This is a genomic window from Streptomyces sp. NPDC048420 (assembly GCF_040651535.1).
GTDB lineage: Bacteria > Actinomycetota > Actinomycetes > Streptomycetales > Streptomycetaceae > Streptomyces.
In genome coordinates this window covers 277633-300676 of sequence record NZ_JBEZKG010000002.1, presented here as the reverse complement: position 1 = coordinate 300676, position 23044 = coordinate 277633, and the positions used below count along the sequence as shown (strand labels likewise).

Annotated in this window: 22 protein-coding genes and 1 riboswitch; of the genes, 11 read left to right on the top strand and 11 right to left on the bottom strand. The window is 68.4% G+C overall.

The annotated features are described in order from the left end of the window. Nucleotides 1-323: 323 nt before the first annotated feature. The 3 genes from AB0D34_RS04090 (at nucleotide 324) to AB0D34_RS04080 (ending at nucleotide 3755) form a co-directional block, all read left to right on the top strand. On the top strand, nucleotides 324-1436 hold the full coding sequence (locus AB0D34_RS04090) for a LacI family DNA-binding transcriptional regulator (RefSeq protein ID WP_078959685.1): 1113 nt from the start codon (nucleotides 324-326) through the stop codon (nucleotides 1434-1436). Between the two features lie 200 nt (nucleotides 1437-1636). Continuing rightward, nucleotides 1637-2701: a metallophosphoesterase gene (locus AB0D34_RS04085; protein ID WP_362656082.1), complete on the top strand. Its 1065-nt coding sequence runs from the start codon at nucleotides 1637-1639 to the stop codon at nucleotides 2699-2701. A gap of 193 nt (nucleotides 2702-2894) precedes the next feature. Then, complete coding sequence (locus AB0D34_RS04080) at nucleotides 2895-3755, top strand: hypothetical protein (RefSeq protein ID WP_362656079.1); 861 nt, start codon at nucleotides 2895-2897, stop codon at nucleotides 3753-3755. 204 nt (nucleotides 3756-3959) lie between these two features. Here AB0D34_RS04080 and AB0D34_RS04075 read toward each other — a convergent pair whose 3' ends face one another. Further along, the gene (locus AB0D34_RS04075; RefSeq protein ID WP_362656076.1) at nucleotides 3960-4970 is read right to left on the bottom strand and encodes a hypothetical protein; all 1011 of its coding nucleotides are present in this window, start codon (nucleotides 4968-4970) and stop codon (nucleotides 3960-3962) included. Nucleotides 4971-5061: 91 nt separating this feature from the next. Further along, on the bottom strand, nucleotides 5062-6870 hold the full coding sequence (gene thiC / locus AB0D34_RS04070; protein WP_362656073.1) for a phosphomethylpyrimidine synthase ThiC: 1809 nt from the start codon (nucleotides 6868-6870) through the stop codon (nucleotides 5062-5064). Further along, nucleotides 6863-7052: riboswitch (TPP riboswitch) on the bottom strand. (Overlaps the previous gene by 8 nt.) Before the next feature lie 71 nt (nucleotides 7053-7123). Here thiC and AB0D34_RS04065 point away from each other — a divergent pair. Further along, entirely contained in the window at nucleotides 7124-8944 is a 1821-nt protein-coding gene (locus AB0D34_RS04065) for a YibE/F family protein (protein WP_362656070.1), read from the top strand. 253 nt (nucleotides 8945-9197) lie between these two features. On the opposite strand, the gene AB0D34_RS04060 is transcribed toward AB0D34_RS04065, so the two are convergent. The 4 genes from AB0D34_RS04060 to AB0D34_RS04045 form a co-directional block, all read right to left on the bottom strand. Beyond that, entirely contained in the window at nucleotides 9198-9635 is a 438-nt protein-coding gene (locus AB0D34_RS04060; protein WP_362656067.1) for an SsgA family sporulation/cell division regulator, read from the bottom strand. Nucleotides 9636-9733: 98 nt separating this feature from the next. Further along, complete coding sequence (locus tag AB0D34_RS04055; protein ID WP_362656064.1) at nucleotides 9734-10528, bottom strand: helix-turn-helix domain-containing protein; 795 nt, start codon at nucleotides 10526-10528, stop codon at nucleotides 9734-9736. Nucleotides 10529-10931: 403 nt separating this feature from the next. After that, nucleotides 10932-11144 (bottom strand): DUF5326 family protein, encoded by a 213-nt coding sequence (locus AB0D34_RS04050; protein WP_020119530.1) that lies wholly within the window; start codon nucleotides 11142-11144, stop codon nucleotides 10932-10934. A gap of 158 nt (nucleotides 11145-11302) precedes the next feature. Next, nucleotides 11303-11620 carry a cupin domain-containing protein gene (locus AB0D34_RS04045; protein WP_028808005.1) on the bottom strand — a complete coding sequence of 106 codons (318 nt, stop codon included), beginning with the start codon at nucleotides 11618-11620 and terminating at the stop codon, nucleotides 11303-11305. A 57-nt stretch (nucleotides 11621-11677) separates the two neighbouring features. Here AB0D34_RS04045 and AB0D34_RS04040 point away from each other — a divergent pair, with 57 nt between their 5' ends. The 5 genes from AB0D34_RS04040 to AB0D34_RS04020 all read left to right on the top strand — a co-directional run bounded on the left by AB0D34_RS04040 (nucleotide 11678) and on the right by AB0D34_RS04020 (nucleotide 15416). Then, on the top strand, nucleotides 11678-12055 hold the full coding sequence (locus AB0D34_RS04040; protein ID WP_356105533.1) for a phage holin family protein: 378 nt from the start codon (nucleotides 11678-11680) through the stop codon (nucleotides 12053-12055). A gap of 5 nt (nucleotides 12056-12060) precedes the next feature. Further along, nucleotides 12061-12552: a low molecular weight protein-tyrosine-phosphatase gene (locus tag AB0D34_RS04035; RefSeq protein ID WP_362656061.1), complete on the top strand. Its 492-nt coding sequence runs from the start codon at nucleotides 12061-12063 to the stop codon at nucleotides 12550-12552. Beyond that, nucleotides 12549-13688 (top strand): cystathionine gamma-lyase, encoded by a 1140-nt coding sequence (locus tag AB0D34_RS04030; RefSeq protein ID WP_362656058.1) that lies wholly within the window; start codon nucleotides 12549-12551, stop codon nucleotides 13686-13688. Before AB0D34_RS04035 ends, AB0D34_RS04030 begins: the two co-directional genes overlap by 4 nt. Nucleotides 13689-13924: 236 nt before the next feature. After that, nucleotides 13925-14845, top strand: coding sequence for a LysR family transcriptional regulator (locus AB0D34_RS04025; RefSeq protein WP_362656055.1), 921 nt, complete (start codon nucleotides 13925-13927; stop codon nucleotides 14843-14845). Nucleotides 14846-14933: 88 nt separating this feature from the next. Next, a complete protein-coding gene (locus AB0D34_RS04020) occupies nucleotides 14934-15416 on the top strand; it encodes an NUDIX hydrolase (protein ID WP_362656052.1) in 483 nt (160 codons plus the stop codon). 12 nt (nucleotides 15417-15428) lie between these two features. Here AB0D34_RS04020 and AB0D34_RS04015 read toward each other — a convergent pair whose 3' ends face one another. Further along, entirely contained in the window at nucleotides 15429-17000 is a 1572-nt protein-coding gene (locus AB0D34_RS04015) for a globin domain-containing protein (RefSeq protein ID WP_362656049.1), read from the bottom strand. Between the two features lie 421 nt (nucleotides 17001-17421). Next, the gene (locus tag AB0D34_RS04010; RefSeq protein ID WP_362656047.1) at nucleotides 17422-18054 is read right to left on the bottom strand and encodes an HAD-IB family phosphatase; all 633 of its coding nucleotides are present in this window, start codon (nucleotides 18052-18054) and stop codon (nucleotides 17422-17424) included. Between the two features lie 206 nt (nucleotides 18055-18260). Between AB0D34_RS04010 and AB0D34_RS04005 the strand changes: the two genes are divergently transcribed. Further along, entirely contained in the window at nucleotides 18261-19127 is an 867-nt protein-coding gene (locus AB0D34_RS04005; protein WP_362656044.1) for a GNAT family N-acetyltransferase, read from the top strand. A gap of 37 nt (nucleotides 19128-19164) precedes the next feature. Here AB0D34_RS04005 and AB0D34_RS04000 read toward each other — a convergent pair whose 3' ends face one another. Further along, nucleotides 19165-20373, bottom strand: a complete 1209-nt coding sequence (locus tag AB0D34_RS04000; RefSeq protein WP_362656041.1) for an MFS transporter — start codon at nucleotides 20371-20373, stop codon at nucleotides 19165-19167. Nucleotides 20374-20600: 227 nt separating this feature from the next. On the opposite strand from AB0D34_RS04000, the gene AB0D34_RS03995 reads away from it, so the two are divergent. Continuing rightward, nucleotides 20601-21053: a GNAT family N-acetyltransferase gene (locus AB0D34_RS03995; protein ID WP_362656039.1), complete on the top strand. Its 453-nt coding sequence runs from the start codon at nucleotides 20601-20603 to the stop codon at nucleotides 21051-21053. Nucleotides 21054-21136: 83 nt separating this feature from the next. On the opposite strand, the gene AB0D34_RS03990 is transcribed toward AB0D34_RS03995, so the two are convergent. Both AB0D34_RS03990 and AB0D34_RS03985 read right to left on the bottom strand, forming a co-directional pair. After that, entirely contained in the window at nucleotides 21137-22522 is a 1386-nt protein-coding gene (locus AB0D34_RS03990) for a serine hydrolase domain-containing protein (protein ID WP_362656036.1), read from the bottom strand. 199 nt (nucleotides 22523-22721) lie between these two features. Continuing rightward, complete coding sequence (locus AB0D34_RS03985) at nucleotides 22722-23042, bottom strand: hypothetical protein (RefSeq protein ID WP_362656033.1); 321 nt, start codon at nucleotides 23040-23042, stop codon at nucleotides 22722-22724. Nucleotides 23043-23044 lie beyond the last annotated feature (2 nt).

The window sequence follows — 23044 nt, the reverse complement described above, 5'->3', positions numbered from 1 at the left end:
AGAACCAACCTCATCAGTCCCACTGGCATCACGGGCATCGCCGTACGAAGTCAGGCGAATCGGGGGGCGCGGTCACATATATCTATGCGCCTGTAGCTCGCGCCGTGGCGCGCGTCACCCGTGAAGGTGAGTTGAGACCTCTTCGAAACATCGGGGACTTGGCAGGCCCATGCGTGCCGACAAGTTACGTAGTGCCATTGGATCGTTTAACTGACTTTGTTTCACAGGTAGTTGACCTTAGATGACCTTGCAGAAACGTGCCTGTCAACGCGTGCATATGCGTCCGCCCTACCCCACCGCATGAGCCCTACTATCGGCTCGCCATGACAGCAGCAGGGAAGCACCAGGTGAGCCGCGCGGAAACCTCACGTCGAGGAAGTCGGCCGGGCCGGGCGGGCATCAGAGACGTGGCCGCCGCCGCCGGAGTCTCCATCACGACCGTCTCCGATGCCCTGAACGGCAAGGGCAGGCTCCCGGACGCCACCCGCCGCCACGTCAGAGAGGTCGCCGACCGACTGGGCTACCGGCCCTCGGCCGCGGCCAGAACCCTCCGTACCGGCAAGTCGGGACTCATCGGCCTGACCGTGACGACGTACGGGGATGAACCTTTCACCTTCACCGAGTTCGCGTACTTCGCCGAAATGGCGCGGGCCGCCACCTCGGCCGCGCTCGCCCGCGGCTACGCCCTCGTCATCCTGCCCGCGACCTCGCGCCACGACGTGTGGTCGAACGTCGCCCTGGACGGCACCGTGGTCATCGACCCGTCCGACCAGGACCCGGTCGTCAGCGAGCTGGTCCGGCAGGGTTTACCGGTGGTCTCCGACGGCCGCCCGGCCGGCGCGCTCCCGGTCACCGCCTGGGTCGACAACGACCACGAGGCCGCCGTACTCGGCATCCTCGACCATCTGGCCGACGCCGGCGCCCGCCGCATCGGCCTGCTGACCGGGACGACGACGGACACCTACACCCATCTGTCCACCACCGCGTATCTGCGCTGGTGCGAGCGGGTGGGCCAGGATCCGGTCTACGAGGCCTACCCGGCGCACGATCCGTGCGCGGGCGCCGTCGCCGCCGACCGGCTGCTCGCCCGCCCCGACCGACCGGACGCCGTCTACGGGCTGTTCGACCCCAACGGCACCGACCTGCTCGCCGCCGCCCGCCGCTACGGACTGCGCGTCCCCGACGACCTGCTGATCGTCTGCTGCAGCGAGTCCACCGTGTACGCCAGCACCGAGCCGCCGGTCACCACGCTCTCCCTGAAGCCGCGCCGCATCGGCACGGCCGTGATCCAGCTCCTCATCGATGCCATCGAGGGGGTCGAATCGGACCAACCGGTCGAGCAGGTGATACCGACGGAGCTGATCGTGCGCACCTCGTCCCAGCGGCGGGCCCCGCGCACGACGGTCAGCCCGCCGCGGTCGCCCGAGGAGGAGTAGCGGAAGGCGGCCGGGCAGGGGTCGAAGCCCGGCCCAATCGGGGCGAATGCCGCGGTGAACAGGAGTCTTGCTTCGATTCACCACCCCTGGGTCATCACATGGCGCGATCCGCATTCCTATGATGGGCCCACGACACCGCGGGCCGCTGCGACCAGGCAGTCCGAAGCGGTGCAGATGCGGCGCGATGGTGGAGGGGTCTGATGACTCAGGGGGCCGGTCAGGGACCCGAGGTGGAGCGCGGTGCGGTGCTGCGCGACTTCCGGGTGCCCGCGTACGTCAACGAGACCGGTCCCTACGGCCACAGCACGCACCCCGGCGACGTCGTGCCGGCGCATGAGGAGGCGTACCCGGAGGGGTACACCCCCACCGAGCAGGACCTGCCCGTCATCCACCACGGTGACGGACTCCAGGCGGCCACGGACCCCTCGGTGCAGCCGGAGGACGGCCCCGGTCCGCTGTTCGTCGTCGGAGACGTCCACGGCTATCTCGACGAGCTGACGGCCGCGCTCCAGGAGCAGGGCCTCGTCGACGCGGCGGGCAACTGGTGCGCGGGCACCGCCCGGCTGTGGTTCCTCGGCGACTTCACCGACCGCGGCCCCGACGGCATCGGCGTCATCGACCTCGTGATGCGCCTGTCCGCGGAGGCCGCCGCGGCCGGCGGCTACTGCAAGGCCCTCATGGGCAACCACGAACTGCTGCTGATCGGCGCCAAGCGGTTCGGCGACACCCCCGTCAACTCCGGCGCGGGCACCGCCACCTTCCAGGCGGCCTGGCTGCTCAACGGCGGGCAGAAGACCGACATGGACCGCCTCCAGGACCACCACCTGCAGTGGATGTCACGGCTTGACGCCGTCGAGGAGGTCGACGGGCATCTGCTCGTGCACTCCGACACCACCGCCTACCTCGACTACGGCGACTCGATCGAGGCGGTCAACGACACCGTCCGCGAGACCCTCACGCGCAACGACGCGGACGAGGTGTGGGATCTGTTCCGCAAGTTCACCAAGCGCTTCTCCTTCCGCGACGAAGGCGGCGCCGACCATGTGCGCTCGCTGCTCGACATGTACGGCGGCACCCGCATCGTTCACGGGCACAGCCCGATTCCCTATCTGCTCGGCGAAGTGGGCTCCGAGGACGGCGAGGACGAATCAGGTCCGGTGGTCGAGGGACCGCATGTCTACGCCGACGGACTGGCCATCGCGATGGACGGTGGGGTGACCATGGCCGGAAAACTGCTGGTCCAGCAACTGCCCCTGGATATCTGAACGTTCACAGGGCAGTCGTTCCCCTATGACGGACTGACCGGAGACCGCGCAGGCCAGAGGGCAATTTCTGGAAACCCCCTGTCACCCTGTGCCGTCGCCGCTCTACCATCTGCTTATCCGTAGCAGGCTCCCCTCCGTTTCTGCCCGACGGCTCGTTGGCATGCGAGCCCCAAGCCCTACGGAGCATCGGGGGATGCACATGAACAGCGTTCCGCAGCACCTGCACAGCGAGGACCGCCAGGAGTACGAGCGGATCCTCGATGAGGCGCTGCGCTCCGCACCACACCGTCCCGAACTGGCCGCTGTCGGACAGCGGCTGAATCCCGAACAGCTGCGCACCATGGCGCTGAACGCCACCGCACTCATCACGGCGGCCGCGGCGACCGAGTACCAGCACTACGTGAAGGTCCGCGAGGAACAGCGCCGTCCGGCGCCGTCCACCCTGTCGTCCGTGCACGAACCCGGCCCCGCCGAGTCGGGCACGGGAGCGATGGGGCTCGCCACCACCATGGGAGAGGTCGCTGAGACCGCCGGTGCGGGCGCCGTCGCCGTCGCCGCAGTCCTCACACCTGTCCTCGCCGGAATCGCAGCGGCGATCTTCCTGCTCGTGGGTTACATCCTCCAGATGCTCAGCCCGCCGCCGGCGTTCGCCCACGCCATGATCACCATCGGTTGGGTGTTCGGCGCCCTGACCGCGGCCGCGATCCTGGTCGCCGCCGTGGGCCTGCTGCTCACCGCCCTGCGCAACCGGCCCTCGTCGGACGCGGGCTACGGCGGGCTCAGCGGGGAGGTGGCACGGGCCAGGGACACCTGGCGCGAAGCCCTGCTGGAACGCGGCATCCTCCCCTTCCTCAAGGAGGCCCTGGCCGACCCCGGCACCGCCGCACTGCACCACACGGCACCGCCCGCACCGACCAGCCGGATGCCCAGCCTCGGCTACGACCGCCCGGGCTTCAGCAGCCCGGACGACGGAGCCTCCGGTGCCCGGCCGAGTTTCACCAGCCCGGACTACACCAGCCCGGACTTCGGGGGGCCGGAACACCAGCCGGAGTGACACCCGGCACAGCCCCTCGGCTTGCGCCCCCACCATGGGGAGCGCAAGCCGAAGACTCGGCCGCTGGCCACCCGCGTACGGTTCGCCTGCGTCCGCCGACAAGTCGCCTGCGCCGGTCGGCGATTCGCCTGCGTCAGTCGGTGATCGGCAGATACACATGGCGACGGCGGATGTCCTGGCAGATCTTCATCATCGAGCGCAGCTTCAGTCCTGAGTGGGCAGTTGTGATTCCTTTCTTTCCGGAAGAGCGATGATCGCGATGCTCTCCGGCTGGGCTATGGCCAGGCGGGTGCCATCCGGGTGCAGGGCGGCAACGGGCGTCGGAATGTGCGTGACCCCGTAGCTGCCTTCTCTCCGGGATACCTCCACGGTGGGCCATTCCGCCACCACGGCGCCCGTCGTGACATCGATCAGCCGCGGATGCCCGTACAGCGAGACGACCGTGTCGCCCCGGGCTATCAGAGTGCCGATGTTGAAATCGACTCTGCTGCGATGGATCCACCGCCTTGCGGAGAGCGACCACACGCCCAACTGCCGTGGGCCCAGGGCAGGCGTCTCCTCGTCGTCGAGAAACTCCTCCCCGGTCGCCACAGCCAGGTGGTCACCATCGAGCCAGCAGGCCGAGACGACCTCCGCGTCGATGCCCGGGTCCAAGGGCAGCACGCCACGGCCATCGAGCACAGCGGGGTCGGTCAACGCACTGGCCAGGTCGAAGACTTCGACGACCCCATACGGATGCCACAGCCAGCCGGCCGACAGCAGGTGTGTCCCGCCCGGGCTCACCGCCAGCCGCGAGTGGAAGACGTCCTTGGGATGACGTTCACCACTGGTGAGCCGCTCTCCCGACTCCGCATCCTCGATCTCGAGGACGTTGTACTCCTCCGGACAGTGGACCAGAACCTCACGGCCGTCCGGCAACGCCCCGAGGGCCACCGGATAGTCGAAGGCATCAGCTTGGTAGTAGCTGCGGTTCAGCTCACGGACGAGCCGATCACCATCGAACAGCAGTGCCTTGGTACCACGCTCGGCATAGACAACGGAGTAGCGACCGGACAGGGAGACGACGCTTCGGTCGAAGGGAAACGCGTGGCGCACCGTGGCACGCTGCTCCACGCCATCAGGACCCCATCGGCGGCCACCACCCACCACGTCGACCAGATCATCGCCGTCCCACACCAGCGACTGCGCCTCGGACGTCGCCTTCAGAACGATCAAGACTCCGCCACCCCCCTCATCTCATCCCCGAACGCACGCCGTGGCTGTCCCGAAGGCACCCACGCTCCGGGACAGCGCCAATCGACGGACGTCAGTCCGCCAGCGGCAGGTACACGCGATTGCCGCTAGCCGCGAACTCCTTCGACTTCTGCAACATCCCCTCCGCGACCTCCTCAGCCGTCGCCCCCGCAGCAGCCGTACCGCCGAACCGCTCTGTGATGCTTTGGCTGATCTTCATCGAGCAGAACTTCGGGCCACACATGGAGCAGAAGTGGGCCGTCTTGGCCGGTTCGGCCGGGAGGGTCTCGTCGTGGAACTCGCGGGCCGTGTCCGGGTCCAGGGCGAGGTTGAACTGGTCCTCCCAGCGGAACTCGAAGCGGGCGTCGGAGAGAGCGTCGTCCCATTCCTGGGCGCCCGGGTGTCCCTTGGCGAGGTCGGCCGCGTGGGCGGCGATCTTGTAGGTGATGACACCGGTCTTGACGTCGTCCCGGTTGGGCAGGCCCAGGTGCTCCTTGGGCGTGACGTAGCAGAGCATCGCCGTGCCCCACCAGGCGATCATCGCGGCGCCGATACCGGAGGTGATGTGGTCGTAGGCCGGCGCGACGTCGGTGGTCAGCGGGCCGAGCGTATAGAACGGAGCTTCATCGCAGATCTCCTGCTGAAGGTCGATGTTCTCCTTGATCTTGTGCATCGGGACGTGTCCCGGGCCCTCGATCATGGTCTGTACGTTGAAACGCTTGGCGATCGTGTTGAGTTCCCCGAGTGTGCGCAACTCCGCGAACTGCGCCTCGTCGTTGGCGTCCGCGATCGACCCCGGCCGCAGACCGTCGCCGAGGGAGTACGTGACGTCGTAGGCGGCGAGGATCTCGCAGAGCTCCTCGAAGTTCTCGTAGAGGAACGACTCCTTGTGGTGCGCCAGGCACCAGGCCGCCATGATCGAGCCGCCGCGCGAGACGATGCCGGTCTTGCGGTTCGCCGTCAGGGGGACGTACGGCAGACGCACGCCCGCGTGGACCGTCATGTAGTCCACGCCCTGCTCGGCCTGTTCGAGGACCGTGTCCTTGTAGATCTCCCAGGTCAGCTCCTCGGCGCGGCCGTCGACCTTCTCCAGCGCCTGGTAGAGCGGCACCGTGCCGATGGGGACGGGGGAGTTGCGCAGCACCCACTCACGGGTGGTGTGGATGTTGCGGCCGGTGGACAGGTCCATGACCGTGTCGGCGCCCCAGCGGGTCGCCCAGGTCATCTTCTCGACCTCCTCCTCGATGGAGGAGGTGACCGCCGAGTTCCCGATGTTGGCGTTGACCTTCACCAGGAACCGCTTGCCGATGATCATCGGCTCGATCTCCGGGTGGTTCACGTTCGCCGGCAGCACCGCGCGGCCCGCGGCGATCTCCTCACGGACCACCTCGGGCTCGACGTTCTCCCGGATGGCCACGTACTCCATCTCCGGTGTGATCTCACCACGGCGTGCGTACGCGAGCTGAGTGACCGCGTTGCCGTCACGACTGCGGCGCGGTTGGCGTGGCCGCCCCGGGAACACCGCGTCGAGGTTGCGCAGGCCACCGCGCGGTGCGGTGTGCTTGATCCCGTCGTCCTCGGGGCGCACGGGACGTCCCGCGTACTCCTCGGTGTCCCCGCGGGCGACGATCCAGTTCTCCCTCAGCGGCACGAGGCCCCGGCGGACGTCGGTCTCGGTGAGGGGATCGGTGTACGGGCCCGACGTGTCGTACAGCGTGACCGACTTCCCGTTGGTGAGGTGCACCTGGCGGACCGGCACCCGCAGATCGGGGCGCGAGCCCTCGACATACGCCTTGTGCCAGCCGATGGACTTCCCGGCCTCCTCGTCGAGCTGGTCGACGTGCTGCTCGGAGGCAGGCGTGCGCGCGTCCTTGATGGTCATGAGACCTACTCCCTACGCCGGCATTACCCGGTAACAGGTTCGGCGGTCGACGCAGCGGTTTCCGTCTGTCGACGTTTCGTGGGGAACGTCACTTGCTTGACGTGACGTTCCACGTGAAACATCGCTGGGACGGAGGTCAGCGCCCTCTCAGCCCGGTGCTCCGAGCTCCCGCGTGTACAAAGGTGCCACCACGCTAGCGGCAATTCGGGCGCGGTGAACAGAGGGCCCCTGTCGTTCTTGCGATGATCGGTCGGTGGACACGACGCATCAGCCTCCGTACCCGCCTCCCGAGCCTCCGCGCCGCCCGGGCTACGGAAGCGGCCCCGGCGACGGCCCCGGTACTGCTTCGGGCCATGGTCCAGGCGGTCTGCCCAGAAGCAGGCCCGGCGGCGGTGACAGCCGTACCAGCGGGTCTGATACCGGTGGCTGGGATGCCTTCGGGCACGGGCAGGGGCGCGACCGGGGGCACGAGGTCGACGGCGGACACCGCCACGAGTACGGGACCGGTGTCGGCGGGGGTCACGGCCAAGGCTCCGACGGGCACGGGCACGGCGCCGGCGACGGGCACGGGCACGGGCACGGGCACGGTCATGGATCGGGCGGTGGTGACGGTCACGACCACGGCCATGAATCCGGCGACGGTTCCGGCGGTGGCGGCCACGACCGCGGATCAGGCAGTGGCGGCAGCCGTGACCGCGGCCACGGATCAGGTGGTGGTGGCCACGGTCACTCCCACAGCCACGGCCCGGCGGCTCCCGTCTCCAAGCACCTTCGCAAGGTCATCGCGGCGATCCTGATCCCCTTCGGCGCGGCCGTCGTGGTGGGGCTCGTCGTGCTCTGGCCCGGTGGTGCTCCGGCGCACGAACGCACCGGCGTCGGCTTCGACCGGCAGACCCAGCAGGCCACCGTCAGCAAGGTCGTGAGCGTCAGCTGCAAGTCGGTGAACGCCTCCGGGGAGACCCCGACCGGGGACACCTCCACTGCCGAGGGCTCCTCCGCCGAGCAGCAGGCGAACGGCACCTGCAAGAAGGCGACGATCCGGGTCGACACCGGCGACGACAAGGGCCGTACCTTCACGGAGATCGTGCAGCCGGACCAGTCGCGGCAGCTGCACGAGGGCGAGAAGGTCGTGGTCGCGTACGAGCCCTCGGCGCCCAAGGACCTGCAGTACTCGGTCACCGACGTGAATCGCAGGTTCCCGATGGGCCTGCTCGCCGGCATCTTCGCACTCGCCGTCGTGGTCGTCGGTCGGATGCGCGGTGTCATGGCACTGGTCGCACTGGCCGTCAGCTTCCTGCTGCTGAACTTCTTCGTCCTGCCGGCGATCCTGCAGGGCTCGAACCCGCTGCTCGTGGCGGTGATCGGGTCGAGCGCCATCATGCTGATCGCCCTCTACATGTGCCACGGCCTCTCGGCCAGAACCTCCGTGGCGGTACTCGGCACGCTGATCTCCCTGGTGCTGATCGGCGTCCTCGGCTCGCTGTTCATCGGCTGGGCCGCGCTCACCGGCAACACGGACGACAACACCGGGCTCATCCACGGGCTGTACCCGTCGATCGACATGAGCGGTCTGCTGCTCGCCGGTGTCATCATCGGCTCGCTCGGTGTCCTGGACGACGTGACGGTCACGCAGACGTCGGCGGTCTGGGAGCTGCACGAGGCCAACCCGACGATGGGCTGGCGCGGGCTGTACCGCGCGGGTATCCGCATCGGCCGCGACCACATCGCGTCCGTGGTCAACACGCTCGTCCTCGCCTACGCGGGCGCCGCGCTGCCGCTGTTGCTGCTCTTCTCCATCGCCCAGTCCAGCGTGGGGACGGTCGCCAACAGCGAGTTGGTGGCGGAGGAGATCGTGCGCACACTGATCGGCTCGATCGGCCTGGTCGCCTCGGTTCCGGTCACCACGGTCCTCGCGGCGCTGGTGGTCTCTGCCGACCGGCCGGGGACGGAGACGGCCGGAGCGGGGGCGGCGGCGGGTGGTGCGCCCGTACCGGCAACGAGCGCGAGCGCGGGGACAGCCGGCAACCGACCGGCTCCGGCCCGGGGCGGAAAGGGTCGGCGGCGCAGGCGCTGAGAGAGGTCGCCGGGCCAGGGCTGTCGGCTCCCGGCTCCGAGAGGAAACCGGCTCGCGGCACGGAAGCACGGCCTGCAGGCACGCTGGCCCGCGCCGCATCCGTGCGCCTCCATCTGCGCGGGACCTGGTCGTTCGGTCCGGCACACCTACGGCTCCACAGTCCACGCGCCCGGTAACCCGCCACGCAGCAGAAGCGTTCCTGCACCCTCCCACTCCAAGACGAAGCGTTCCGCCACCTCGCTACCCCACCGCGTCAGCCCGCGCTCTGCTCCTCCGCCAGGATCCGGTCCAGCGCCTCGTCGAGGTGGGTGTCGAAGTCGGCCAACGCCGCCTCCTGCCCGAGCGGGACCAGCTTGTCGGTGCGGTCGAGGAAGGCGATGATCGGCGCCGTGGACGAGCGGAACAGCGCCTGGTCGCCGCCCACCTGAAGCCTGATCAGCACATCGCCCAGCAGGTCGGGGCCGGAGGGCGAGACCCGTACGTCACCCTCGCCACAGGGCCGGCCCACCCCGTCGATCAGCAGCTCCCGCCCGAAGGCCCAGGTCACCGGGGCGTCGCCCGGCAGATGGAAGGTCAGCCGGACGGCGTAGGGATCGCAGGTCTCGTAGCGCAGCTCCACCGGGATGCGGAAGGAGAGCTCCTCCGACACGAGAAAGCTCATCATGACCTCTGCCTGTACGGTCTCGCGCATCGCCTACCCCGTCATCTGCCTTAGTTGGCCGGGAATGATCCCTCTGACACTGGTGGCATCTTGCTGAAAGTGCACGGCAGATCACAAGAAGTTAGTTTTCAGATACTGATAGAGATCGCGAGCGAGCCCATCAGACGCCCGATTTCCTCTTGCAGTTGCTGGGTTGCGGCCAGCAACCGCTCCGCCTGATGGACGGGAAGGGAAATGGCCATGGTCGCCGCCGCGTTACCCACCGTGATCGGAATCGCGGCGCACACTGTCCCCAGCGCGTACTCCTGACGCTCGATCACCGGCTCCATCCGTGCGGTCCGTTCGAGACGCCGGAGCAGGCTGTGGCTGTCGCGAACGGTGTACGGGGTGATGGACTGCACGGGATAGCGGTCGAGGTGGTCGCGCCGGGCCTCCTCGTCGAGCTGGGCCAGCAGGCACTGCCCGATGGCGTGCGCGTGCCCGGTCTCGCGGAAGTCGGCCCACTCCTCGACCGCCGGGATGCCCGGGGTGTCGGAGACGCAGAGGACCTCGATCTCGCCGCCCCTGTACTGCGCGTAGTACACCGGTACGCCGATCAGATCGCGCCAGTGCGCGAGCGCCTCGGCGACGGTGCTGCGACGTTTCTGCTCGGCACCACTGCTGCTCAGTCGCTCGGCCGCCTCACCGAGGAAGAACAGGCCCTTGTCGCGACGCAGATAGCCCTCGTGCACGAGGGTGCGCAGCAGGTGGTACGCCGTGGGAAGCGCCAGCCCGGTCTCACGGGCGAGTTGTTTGGCAGGGGCACCTTGCTCGTGCTCCGCGACGGATTCGAGGAGCCGCATAGCGCGCTGGACGGACCCGATGAGGGTCGCCGAGTGGGTCTGTTCGGGCTGCCCGGAGGGGGGCGCCGCATGCCTCTGCACGGGCGCTGTCGGCCGTACCGGGGCAGGTGCCCGTACAGGAGCAGGTGTCCGTACGGGTACTGACGGCCGTACGGAAGCCGCCGGCTGGGCAGGCGCCGTGGGCCGTGCCGAAGCCGTCGTCTGGGCGGGAGCCGTCGTCGAGTGAGCATCGAACTGTACGAGTGAGGGGTCAACCTGTACGGGTGCGGTGTCAACCGTGGCCAAGGGTCACTCCCGGAGCGCGAGGGGGGCAGCCCGTGCGGGGAACACGGGAGGGGGTGTACGCCGCCCGCGGGGTCGTCCCCGCGTCGAATTCCGGACTTTAACGGTCCGCCACCGCACGCATACGGCCCATACGGGAAACTTCCCTCGCCCGAGGGAACAGGTGATTCCTGTTACCGGCCGCCCCGCTCGCTCCGGACGCTCACCAGTCGCTGCGCGACGAGGAACTCGACATGAACTTCCGTACGACGTAGACGAGTCCACCGACCAGGGCGACGAAGACCAGCAGCTTGAAGAGCAGGCCGATGACGAAGCCGACGACCGTGGCTATCAGTCCGCCGAACACGACCAGGGCGATGACCGGCACCGCGATCCACTTCACCCACCACGGCATCCCCGCGAAGATCTCTCCCATCGTCCTTACCTCTCTGCAGTCCGGCACCGTCCGGTCCCTCTGGTACCGGATCCACCAATGTCCTGCTCTCGATGCTAGGGCCGACAGGTGCCCCCGCGGGGGCCTCGCACCCCTTGTCCTCCCCTGACCGAACCCCTAGGGATCCCCGAGACCACAGATCAGCTCTCCGGGGGAGAGAAGACCACCATGACCCTGAGGTCCTCGCTGATGTGGTGGAACTTGTGGGCGACGCCGGCCGGCACGTAGACCACGCTGCCGCGCGCGACCTGGGTGGTCTCCATGCCCACGGTGATCGCCGCGCGGCCGCTCACCACGAAATAGACCTCGTCCTGGTTGTGCGGCTGCTGCGGGTCCTGCGCACCCGCGTCGAGCGCGTACAGGCCGACCGACATGTTCCGCTCTCGCAGGAACTGCAGGTAGGCGCCGTCGTTGGCGGCGCGCTCCGCCTCCAGTTCGTCCAACCGGAATGCCTTCATCGACTTAGTCCGCCCTCGTCGTACCCGTGACCGATCTCTTCTGCCACGATCAGACACATGAAGAATTTCCTAGTCAAGACGATCGCCAACGCGGGTGCTCTGGCGGTCGCCGTATGGCTGCTCGACAAGATCACCCTGACCGGTGACAGCACCGGCAAGAAGGTCTGGACGCTGATCCTCGTCGCGCTGGTGTTCGGCCTGGTGAACTTCCTGGTCAAGCCCGTCGTGAAGCTGCTGACCTTCCCGCTGTTCATCCTGACGCTCGGCCTGTTCACGCTGATCGTCAACGCGCTGATGCTGCTGCTGACCTCGTGGCTCGCCGACAAGCTCGACCTGAGCTTCCACGTCGAGGGCTTCTGGACCGCCGTCCTGGGCGGCCTGATCATCTCGATCGTCTCCTGGGCCCTGCACGTCGTCCTGCCCGACGAGGACTGAGGGGCATGAGCTACCGTGTCTGCTTCGTCTGCACCGGCAACATCTGCCGTTCGCCGATGGCGGAGTCGGTCTTCCGCGCCCGGATAGCCGAGGCCGGCCTGGACGGCCTGGTCGAGGTCGACAGCGCCGGCACGGGCGGCTGGCACGAGGGCGACGGCGCGGACCCGCGCACCGTGTCCGTCCTGGAGGAGCACGGCTACGACGGCGCCCATACGGCCCGACAGTTCCAGCCGTCCTGGTTCTCCCGTCTCGACCTCGTCATCGCCCTCGACGCCGGCCACCTCAAGGCCCTGCGGCGCCTCGCGCCCACCCCTGAGGACGCCGGGAAGGTACGGCTGCTGCGTTCGTACGACCCTGCCGCGGGGGACGACCTCGATGTCCCGGACCCGTACTACGGAGGGCGGGACGGCTTCGAGGAGTGCCTTGAGATGGTGGAGGCGGCAAGCGAGGGTCTGCTCGCCGAGGTGCGCGAGCAGACGGAAGGACGGGTGGCATGAGTGACAGGACCGCGGACAACGGGGAGGGCACACGCGCGGTGCGGGCCGGACTGCCCGAGGCGGTGAAGAACGAACCGACCCTGCCCGGTCCGTCGTTCGCCGCGCACTTCCATCTGCCGGGCGAGGTCGAGGGGCCGTACACCTACGGCCGCGACACGAACCCCACCTGGAGCCTGCTGGAGAGCGCCATCGCCGAGCTGGAGGCGCCCGGGCAGCACGACGTGGAGACGCTCGTCTTCGCCTCAGGCATGGGCGCCATCTCCGCCGTGCTCTTCTCCCAGCTGCGCGCGGGGGACACCGTCGTCCTGCCTGCCGACGGCTACCAGGTGCTGCCCCTTGTACGTGCCCAGCTGGAGGCGTACGGCATCGAGGTGCGCACCGCCCCGACCGGCGGCGACGCCCAGCTCGACGTCCTCGACGGCGCGAAGCTGCTGTGGATCGAGAGCCCGTCCAACCCCGGGCTCGACGTGTGCGACATCCGCCGGCTCGTCGAGGCGGCACACGCGCGTGGGACGCTCGTCGCCGTCGACAACACGCTCGCCACGCCGCTCGGGCAGCGGCCGCTGGAGCTCGGCGCGGACTTCTCCGTGGCAAGTGGCACCAAGCAGCTCACGGGGCACGGAGACGTGCTCCTGGGGTACGTCACCGGCCGCGAGGGCGAGGCCATGACGGCCGTACGCCGCTGGCGGAAGATCGGCGGGGCGATCGCGGGCCCGATGGAGGCCTGGCTCGCGCATCGCTCGATCGCCACGCTCCAGATGCGGGTCGACCGGCAGAACGCGAGTGCGCTCGTGCTCGCGCAGGCGCTGGGGGAGCGTCCCGAGATCACCGGTCTGCGGTACCCGGGGCTACCCGACGACCCCTCGCACAAGATCGCGTCGCAGCAGATGCGGCGCTATGGGTGCGTGGTCTCCTTCACGCTGCCCACGCGCGCGCGTGCCGACCGTTTCCTCGATGCGCTGCGGCTCGTGGACGACGCGACGAGCTTCGGTGGGGTGCGTTCCACGGCCGAACGGCGTCGGCGCTGGGGCGGGGACGACGTGCCGGAGGGCTTCATCCGCTTCTCGGTCGGCGCCGAGGACCCCGAGGACCTGGTGGCGGATGTGCTGCGTGCGCTGGACGAGTCCGCCGACTGACCGTTTCAGCAGCGGTTTTACGGACGCCGACCAGGTCCGGCTACGTACAACGGACGGTCCGAGCCTCCCCCCTCGTGGCTCGGACCGCCCCGGTTCCGCGCGCGAAGAACCGCGCGAACAAGGCTAGTTGACTCTCTGTCAGTGTCCAATCACAGTAGCGACAGAGGCCTATCGACATATTTATAGTTGGCCCCCTGCCCCGGGCCGGGAGAAGGGCAGGAAAGGGGGGCGTCGCCATGGATCTGGCCTTGCTGCGCACCTTTGTGACGGTGCACCGGGCCGGTTCCTTCACCCGCGCGGCCGCCCTGCTCGGCCTGTCCCAGCCGGCCGTCACCTCGCAGATCCGCACGCTGGAACGGCAGTTGGGCCGTCCTCTGTTCCTACGACAGGCCCGCGGGGTGACCCCGACGACCATCGGCGACGAACTCGCCCACAAAGCCGCCCCACACCTCGACGCCCTGGTGGAGATCACCGAGACCGGCCTCGACGACGAGTCCTCCCTGCGCACGCTGCATCTCGCAGGGCCTCCCGAGTTCACCGCCGAGCGTGCGCTGCCCGCGCTCACCGAGCTGACCGGCGAGGACGGCCAGGGCTTCGCCCTGCGCGCCTCCTTCGGCAACGCCGAGGAAACCCTGGAGGGACTGGCCGCCGGGCATCACGATCTGGCCATCTGCACGGCGCGTCCACGGGGCGCCCTGCTCACGGCCAGCACGCTCTGCGACGAAGAGCACGTCCTGGTCGCGGCTCCAGGCTGGGCCGAGCAGATCGTTTTGCAGGACCCCGTCGAGACCGTCCCCGCGGCCAAGCGAGCGCCGACGCTGGAGAACGTCCCCGTGGTCGAGGTCCACGAGTCGCTGCCCTTCGTCTCCCGCTACTGGGCCTCCGTCTTCGACTGCCGTCCGGCCGCTCCCGGCACCGTCATCGCGCCCGATCTGCGCGCGGTCCTCGCCTGTGTGGTGGCGGGCGCCGGGCTCGCGGTCCTGCCCCGCTATCTGTGCGCGGACGCCCTGGAGCGCGGTGACGTCATGGCTCTGAACGAGCCTGCTGTGCCGCCGCTGCGGACCTACTTCCTGGTGGTGCGCACCGGGACACTGGCCATGCCGCACATCGCGCGGGCGCACGAGTGGTTGCTGCGGGCGGCTGCCGACTGGTGCTGAGCAGGGATTTCTCGCTGTTCACCCAGCGAGCCCGGCCGGTGACAATTCGCGATGTTTCACGTGGAACCATCCGGGCCACATTCCCCCCATGACCGTCCGACCCGTGGTCAAGCGCACCGCCCGTGCCGTCCTGCTCGACGGTGACGACCTGATCCTGATCAAGCGCACCAAGCCTGGCATGGATCCCTACTGGCTGACTCCCGGCGGTGGAGTCGAGCCGACGGACACGACCGTCGTCGACGCCCTGCACCGCGAGGTGTATGAGGAACTCGGCGCCAAGGTCACCGACGTGGTGCCCTGCTTCGTGGACACCGTCGAGCACATCGGCGACGGTGGCAGCGCGACCGGAGTGAAGGTGCAGCACTTCTTCGTCTGCCACCTGGAGTCAATGGACCCCTCGCTCCGGCACGGCCCTGAAGTGGACGAGCCCATCGGGGAGTACGAGATCGTACGGGTGCCGTTCACCCGCGTCGGGATCGCCTCCGTCCACCTCGTCCCGCTCTCCCTGCGGCACTATCTGGACGGCAACATCGAGGGTGTACGGGCCATGCACGCACCGGACCTGGGCTGATCCCTCGCCGGGTCACTGCGTCAGGACGAGTTCCTCCACGGAGTCATGCCGTATGCGTTCCGACGGGATCCCGATGGACGTGAGCGTGTCCACCCCGCTGCGGATCATCCCGGGCGGGCCGGAGAGGTAGGCGTCGTACTCGTGCCAAGGGCCGTACTCGCGGACGGCGTCCGGGAGGTGGAGGTGGTCCCGCCGGTCGACGACCGCGCGGACCGACAGCCAGGGGTGGGACTGCTGGAGCCTGAGCATGGTGTCGATGTCGTACAGGTCGTTGTCGGTGCGGGCGCCGTAGAACACCTCGACCGACCGTCGTTCACCGCGCTCGGCGACATCCTCGACCAGCGCCTTGATCGGAGCTATGCCGGTGCCTCCGCCCAGACACAGCAGTCCGCTGTCGGTGGTGTGGTCCACCGTCATCGACCCGGCCGGCGGGCCGAGCCGGATGATGTCGCCGGGCCTCGCGCGGTTCACCAGGGCGCCCGAGACCCAGCCGGCGGGTACGGCTTTCACATGGAATGACAGCAGGCCGTCGGAGCGGGGAGCCGAAGCGAAGGAGTAGTGCCGCCATATGCGCGGCCACCAGGGTGTCTCCAGGCTCGTGTACTGGCCCGCGAGGAACGGGTAGGGCTGGTCGGGCCGCACGGTGACGACCGCGACGTCCGGGGTCCTCAGGTCGTGCGACACGACCTCCGCGAACCACCAGGCCGGCGCGCTAAGTTCGTCCGCGGCCGCCGCGTCGATCATCACCTGCGAGATCGTCGTGTACGTCCGGACCCAGGCCGCTTCCGTCTCCGCGTCCCAGACGCCGGAGGCGTACTTGTTCAGCGCGCCGATGAGGCACTCACCGACCGCCGGGTAGTGCTCGGGCCGGGTGCCGTACTTGCGGTGGCCGCGGCCCAGGTTCTGCAGGTAGTCGACCAGCACCGGAGTGTTGTCGATGTGCTCGGCGGCAGTCAGCAGCGCTTTGAGGAGGCGGTCCCGCTGGGCGTCCATCGCTGCGGGGAACAGCGGGCGCAGTTCGGGATGGCGTACGAAGAGCAACGCGTAGAAGTACGACGTGACCTTGTCGGCCACAGGGGCGACCTCGGCCATGGTCCGGCGGATGAGGACGGCGTCCGGGGAGGGGGGCTGGTCTCTCGGGAGCAGCCCCGGGAACTGCGGGGAGGTGAGGCCTGCGGCCGTGGTGGGCTGGACGGGGACGCGAGGGCTGGCGGAGAGGGTGTCCGGCACTGTCAGATGCTGCGCGGGGGCACCTGATGGCGTCTGAGGTATCTGCGCCGGGGCCGGCGTGTCATCCGGCAGTTTCTGGAGCTGCTCGCCGACCGGTATCCCTTCGGTGGCCGTCCCGCCGACTGGAGCCGCCCACTCTCCGCCGGGTTTCTCGTCGGCCGAAGCCGTCGGCTCTCCGCCAGGAGTCTTCGTCTCGCGGTCAGGCTCCCCGTCGGACGGCCCCGCCTTCTGGTGCGACGGGTCGGGTTCCACGTCCGTCGCGGCCCCTGCCATCGGCTGTGTGCGTGGAGCGAACCAGCCGCCCCCGCCCCCAGAAGTGCCGTTGTCGGCCGACGTGGTGGTCGGAGCGTCCATGGTGTGCCTCGCCTCGAACATCTTTCGGTCGGTCTGCGCACTTCCTCGGTCGGAAGATGCCTGCTTCCCCCGCAGACGGCTTGCTTTCCCCGCTCGGCGTCACGGCCACCGCGGCCACATTCAACCCGCATTCGCAGTCCGTACGGACAAGTAGGCGAGAGTGTGACATTAGCCGCAGCACTCACGGCAGAGTCCCACCGCGTACGGATGTCGTGGCCGCATAACCACAAATACGGGTCTTCGATCTCTCCGTCCCGTTAGGCTGCATTGCCCTGCTCTGAGCCCGCGCCGAAGCGGTGGCACCCCTGTGCGGACAGGAACCGGAGTCGACCCTACCGGCCGCGGGTCCGCACACAAGCCCCTCCCCGCCTCCACGCATTGATCGCAAGGTGTTCGCGGGGCGAACCGCGAATCGCCTCAATTACCGGGCGTGGCGCACCAATTCATAGGCTTCCCACAGATTCATGCCCGTGTAGGAGTGGGTCGAGATATCGGACAGATGATGGTCCGCATTGACCGCCACGGAGATCGGAACGGCACCGAACAGGTCCTTGTCCGAGGCTGAATCGCCATAGGCAATACAGTCCGCCCGTGTCACTCCGAACTGCTCGCACAGCCGGTCCGCAATCAACACCTTGGCGGCGGCACTGAGCACTCCGGCCGGATCTACGGGCTCAGTGAAGGGGACGGCCGGAAAGCGGGACCCATATGCGGCATGAGCTCCCCAGCCGATCAGCCGCTCCACAAAGAAGGACGGCGAGAGAGATACCACCGCGCAGTAGTCGCCCCGGTCCCTGATCTCCGACCAGACGTCACGGATCCGGGCCAGCCATGGAGCGCCTTCGAATGCCGCGACGACGTGCGCCTCGGTCAGGGCCGCCCACAGCGCATGCACCTGCTGCGCATACTCGGGCGGAGATATCAGCCCTGCTCCGATCGCCTGGTCGAGCGCCACGGTCTCGGCCTCCAGGCCGAGTTGCCGGGAGAGCTCCACGGGTGCGCTGGTTCCGTGGAGCAAAGTGCCGTCGAGGTCGAAGAGATGAAGTCTCGCCATGCCCCTGAGATTAATGACCATGCGTGCGGCGAGACGTCCCACCTGCTTGCGTCGATCGTCGGACGGTCGCCGTTCTCCGATGTTTCACGTGAAACACCCCGCATCTGATCACATGCTGTGCGCTTGGCTACGACATGGCCAAAAGCTCGTACGTGCACCGGGAAACAGGTGGACGCCGAGGCCACCCGTCGGACAGCCTGACCTGCGTGCCGACTCCTTCTCTCGCAGCCCTCCCCATCCGCCGTCTGACGCTTCGCGATCTCACCGCCTGCGCCGACTTGTCCGAGGACCGGGGGTGGCCGCGCGAGGAGCACAAGTGGGGCCTCCTCCTCGCGGCCGGCAAGGGCTACGGCATCGACGACCCCGACGGAGGTCTTGTCACCGCCTGCGTGGTCACGGAGTACGGCCCGTACGGCCAGCCCGACCTGGGAGCGATCGGAATGGTACTGGTCGCCGAACGGCATTCCCGTCAGGGCATCGGGCGCCGACTCATGGATCATGTCCTCTCCGTGATGGGCACCACCCCACTGACTCTGCACGCAACGCCTTACGGCCGTCCGCTCTACGAGGAACTGGGGTTCAAGATCTCCGGCCGGGCGGAGATGCTGCGGGGCCACTTCACTCCGGGCGGCCCTGCACCCGCAGTGAGCACGCGCCCGGCCACTGCCGAGGACCTCGCCGCAATCCTCCGGCTCGACGAGGAAGTGCTCGGCACGGACCGCACGCATCTGATTACCCGACTGCCCGCCTTCGCCGATCAGTTGCGTGTCGCCGAGGAGGACGGCCGGATCATCGGATACGCGGCCGCCTGGCCCAACATGCACACTCATGTCGTGGGTCCGCTGGTCGCCCGCGACACGCGGACGGCACAGTCACTCCTCGCGTCGCTCGCCGCCGGTACCGACCGCCCGCTGCGTACCGACATCGACGTACGGCACGAAGAGCTGCGGGCGTGGGCCAAGGAACACGGCCTGGCATCGGTCGCCTTCAACTCGGTCATGACGTACGGACTTTCGGAGCTGCCGGGCGACTGGAGCCGACGGTTCGCTCCGCTGACCGTGGCGGCGGTCTGAGACACACCGTCGTGGTGTCGAGGCGGTCGCAGGCCCCTCAGCGGTGGACGGCGGTCCGTTGCCGGGCCGGCGTGGCTCCTGCGACCACGGTGCTGTGAGCGCTGTCGCGGCGCTCCAGGGCAGCTGAGAGCAATGCGAGGAGGAGAGCCGCCCCGGCCAGGGCGGCACCCACCCAGTTGGGGGCGGTGTAGCCGAAGCCGGCCGAGATGACCAAGCCGCCGAGCCAGGCGGACAGGGCATTGCCGAGGTTGAAGGCACCAATGTTGACGGCCGAAGCGAGCGTGGGGGCGTCGTGCGCCTGGTCGAGGACCCTCTTCTGCAGCGGCGGCACGGCGGCGAATCCCAGGGCACCGATGAGCGCGATGGTGACGCCGGCCAGGACCTTGTTGTGCGCGGTCAGCGTGAAGAATGCGAGCACGACGGCCAGGGCACCCAGGGAGACGTACAGCATCGGCATCAGCGCGCGGTCGGCGTACCTGCCGCCGACGAGGTTGCCGCCGACCATGCCGAGTCCGAAGAGGACCAGCAGCCAGGTCACCGAGCCGTCGGCGAAGCCGGCCACGTGGGTCATCATCGGGGCGATGTAGGTGATGGCGGCGAACACACCGCCGAAGCCGAGGACGGTCATCGCCATGGCGAGCAGCACCTGGGCATTCTTGAAGGCGGCCAGTTCGTCACGCAGGCGCACGCCCTCGGGCCGAGGCATGGCGGGGACCAGCCTGGCGATGCCTGCCAGGCCGAGGACGCCGAGGGCGGCGACGACCGTGAAGGTGAGACGCCAACCTGCGGTCTGGCCGATCAGGGTGCCGAGCGGGACGCCGACGACATTGGCGACGGTCAGGCCGGTGAACATCATTGCGATGGCTCCGGCCTTTCTGCCCGGGGCGACCATGTCGGCGGCGACGACCGAGCCGATGCCGAAGAAGGCTCCGTGGGCGAGTGAGGCGACCACGCGACCGATCAGCATGACGGTGAAGGTGGGGGCGAGGGCGGAGAGCAGGTTGCCGAGGATGAACAGTCCCATCAGCAGCATCAGCATTCGCTTGCGGGAGATCCTCGTGCCGAGGGCGGTCATCAGCGGGGCGCCGAGCATGACACCCAGCGCGTAGCCGGTCACCAGGAAACCGGCTGTGGGAATGGAGACCCCGAAGTCATCCGCAACCTCGGGCAGCAGTCCCATGATCACGAACTCGGTCGTTCCGATTCCGAAGGCCCCGATCGCGAGAGCCAGAAGCGCGAGCGGCATGGAGGGTGACACCTTCCGAGATGCTTGCAGGAGCTTGCTTCAAGCGTACACAATAATTGCATACGCGCTATATAGGCAACCGGAAGCTGCCCCGGCTTACTCAGCAAGCCCTTCCGAAGCCCTGACCGAAGACGCCCGGGTCCCGAACTCGCTCCCCTCGTAGGGACTCTGGAAGTCCTCCGACCACCAGCAGTGCCCGCGCCGAGGAACCCGCATAGGGTGCTGCCATGGGAGATCTTGAAATTCGGCCAGCCACGAAGGACGACGTCTCCGCGATCGTCGCCATGCTCGCCGACGACCCCCTGGGCGCCCAACGCGAATCACCGCACGATTTGGCCCCCTACCTCGACGCACTGGAACGCCTCTCCTCCGACCCGAACCAGCATCTGGTCGTCGCCACGCGGGGGGATCGGGTGGTCGGAACGCTTCAACTCACGATCATTCCTGGACTGTCCCGGCGCGGCGCCACCAGGTCGATCATCGAGGGGGTGCGCATCCACGCCGACGAGCGCGGCGGCGGCCTCGGAACTCGGCTCATCGAGTGGGCTATTGAGGAATCTCGGCAGCAAAACTGCCAGTTGGTGCAACTGACGTCCGACAACACCCGCGCGGACGCCCACCGCTTCTACGAACGGCTCGGCTTCACGGCCTCACATGTGGGCTTCAAGCTGGCTTTGTAGATCTGCAGAACCTCCCCCGTGGCACACCGAGCGCGCTGTTTCACGTGAAACAGCGCGCTCATCAGCCGATCGAGCTAGGGCCTCTAGCCGATGCCCCGCCAACCCTCAGGATCCACTCCGCCTGGCACGGAAGCCCCTTCCTCGTACGGCTGCCGAGTGAACACGAACGAGCCCAGGTCAAGATGGTCCACGGATCCGTCGGACCTCCGTACGGCCTTCAAGAGCTCCCCCTGGAAGTAACCCTCCAGCCCAGTCCAGGTGCCGTCACCGTTGGCCCTGAACCGCGAGCGGCGGCCTGCACCCGACAGGGGTTCCAGCGAGGCGAGTCCGTCCGCCGTCAGCCGCAGAGCGAATCCGTTCGTCCCCCAATACCACTGCCCCGCCAACTCCAGCGCGGGAGAGTCGGATTCACGAAACGGCCGCCACGGCTCGGGAATCCTGGGCTCGGCCTCGGCAACGATCCGTACCAGATCGGCCCCTACGGCGGACAGCATGGGTCCGGAGGTGCAGTTGGCCAGCACGACCGCGGCAACGTCGTCCGACACACCGATCGTCAGATTCGCAAGGAACCCCGGCAGGGAACCCGAATGGCCTACGAGCAGCCGGCCGTCGCGATGCTGGATCTGAAGCCCGAGTCCGTATGCGGAACCGTCGGCCAGGTCTCCGTCCCCGGCCGGTGCCGCGGACGTACGCATCTCCCGCACAGTCTCCGCACTCAGCACCCGGTCATCGCCGTTCGTCAGGAAGACGGCGAAGCGGGCCAAGTCTGCGGTGGTGGACCAGAGTTGACCGGCAGAAGCCATCCGCCCGAGGTCTTCGGAGGGCTCGGGCAGCATGACATCGGCCCACGGGTGTACCGCCCAGCCGCCCGCATGCGGCGCTTCCGGGCGGATGCTCGTACGGCTGAGGCTCAGAGGCACGAGCACTTCACGCCGGAGCGTCTCCTCCCACGGTGCTCCGCGCAGCTTCTCGATCAGTGCTCCCAGCAGGGTGTAACCGGGGTTCGAGTAGTGGAAGCGCCGCCCGACCGGATGCAGGAAGGGCTGCTCCCCCAGCACATCGCTGAGTTCGGGACGCAGAGATCCGGACGTGCGTTCCCACCAGGGGGCGGGAGACTCCGCCGCCAATCCACTGGTGTGGGCCAGCAGTTCGGCGACGGTGGCCTCCCCCGCCCCGGTGCCGGGCACATACTTCTCCAACGGGTCACCGAGGTCGAGGAGCCCCTCATCACGCAGCCGCAGGACGAGGACGGCAGTGAAGGTCTTGGTGATCGACCCGATGCGGTACTGCACGTTCTCGTCCGGGCCGTGCCCGTCCACCGAGGTACGCGCACCGTGCCACACGGTCCGTCCGCCCCGCACGACCGCTGCCACCAACGACGGGGCCCGGCCCTCGGTCTGGGCCACGGCGATCCGGTGCAGCAGCGCCCGGCGTGTGCCGGGAAGCAGTTCTTCCTGAGGTGTCGTCATGCCCCCAGTCCAACCCGTGGAGGACTCTGACGTCGACTTCTTTAGCCCTGCGGACCGTTCGGACGGTGGACAGTCCGTCTCACGGGTGCGTCGTTTGTCGGTCGAACGCTCGGCGGACCTGGGCGGCGACGGCAGCCGGGTCGGTCGGGCGGGTGGTGTCCACCGTGATGACGGGGCCGTAGCCGATCGGGCAGGCGTGCTAGGCCAGGACCTCGGGCGGGAGTTCGCGGATCACATGAAACCGGGTGGGTCGTGGCCGCTCGCTCGGCGTAGCGGCGGGAGGCCTCCACCGCAGGACACGAGCAATGGACCTAGACGACCTGCGCGGCCAGGGAATCGAGGTGAGGGCGCGTTCGGGCTGGTGCGGCAGGAAGTTCGCCTCCAGGACGGCCTCCGGGCAGCGGGAGTCGTGCAGGGTCTCCTCGATGTGGTCCTTGGTCAGCAGAGGAAAGCGGAGCTCTGCCGCCAGTGGCAGCGCCAGGGTGCTCTTGCCCGCGCCGGGCGCCCCGGTGACGAGCACGA

Coding starts and splice junctions, on each gene's coding strand:
- AB0D34_RS04045 (WP_028808005.1), bottom strand. CDS start 11,620: ATGAAGGCATTCCGGTTGGACGAACTGGAGGCGGAGCGCGCCGCCAAC.
- AB0D34_RS04060 (WP_362656067.1), bottom strand. CDS start 9,635: ATGCGCGAGACCGTACAGGCAGAGGTCATGATGAGCTTTCTCGTGTCG.
- AB0D34_RS03990 (WP_362656036.1), bottom strand. CDS start 22,522: ATGACGACACCTCAGGAAGAACTGCTTCCCGGCACACGCCGGGCGCTG.
- AB0D34_RS04030 (WP_362656058.1), top strand. CDS start 12,549: ATGAGTGACAGGACCGCGGACAACGGGGAGGGCACACGCGCGGTGCGG.
- AB0D34_RS04020 (WP_362656052.1), top strand. CDS start 14,934: ATGACCGTCCGACCCGTGGTCAAGCGCACCGCCCGTGCCGTCCTGCTC.
- thiC (WP_362656073.1), bottom strand. CDS start 6,870: ATGACCATCAAGGACGCGCGCACGCCTGCCTCCGAGCAGCACGTCGAC.
- AB0D34_RS04025 (WP_362656055.1), top strand. CDS start 13,925: ATGGATCTGGCCTTGCTGCGCACCTTTGTGACGGTGCACCGGGCCGGT.
- AB0D34_RS04010 (WP_362656047.1), bottom strand. CDS start 18,054: ATGGCGAGACTTCATCTCTTCGACCTCGACGGCACTTTGCTCCACGGA.
- AB0D34_RS04015 (WP_362656049.1), bottom strand. CDS start 17,000: ATGGACGCTCCGACCACCACGTCGGCCGACAACGGCACTTCTGGGGGC.
- AB0D34_RS04085 (WP_362656082.1), top strand. CDS start 1,637: ATGACTCAGGGGGCCGGTCAGGGACCCGAGGTGGAGCGCGGTGCGGTG.
- AB0D34_RS04035 (WP_362656061.1), top strand. CDS start 12,061: ATGAGCTACCGTGTCTGCTTCGTCTGCACCGGCAACATCTGCCGTTCG.
- AB0D34_RS03995 (WP_362656039.1), top strand. CDS start 20,601: ATGGGAGATCTTGAAATTCGGCCAGCCACGAAGGACGACGTCTCCGCG.
- AB0D34_RS04000 (WP_362656041.1), bottom strand. CDS start 20,373: ATGCCGCTCGCGCTTCTGGCTCTCGCGATCGGGGCCTTCGGAATCGGA.
- AB0D34_RS04040 (WP_356105533.1), top strand. CDS start 11,678: ATGAAGAATTTCCTAGTCAAGACGATCGCCAACGCGGGTGCTCTGGCG.
- AB0D34_RS04080 (WP_362656079.1), top strand. CDS start 2,895: ATGCACATGAACAGCGTTCCGCAGCACCTGCACAGCGAGGACCGCCAG.
- AB0D34_RS04090 (WP_078959685.1), top strand. CDS start 324: ATGACAGCAGCAGGGAAGCACCAGGTGAGCCGCGCGGAAACCTCACGT.
- AB0D34_RS04050 (WP_020119530.1), bottom strand. CDS start 11,144: ATGGGAGAGATCTTCGCGGGGATGCCGTGGTGGGTGAAGTGGATCGCG.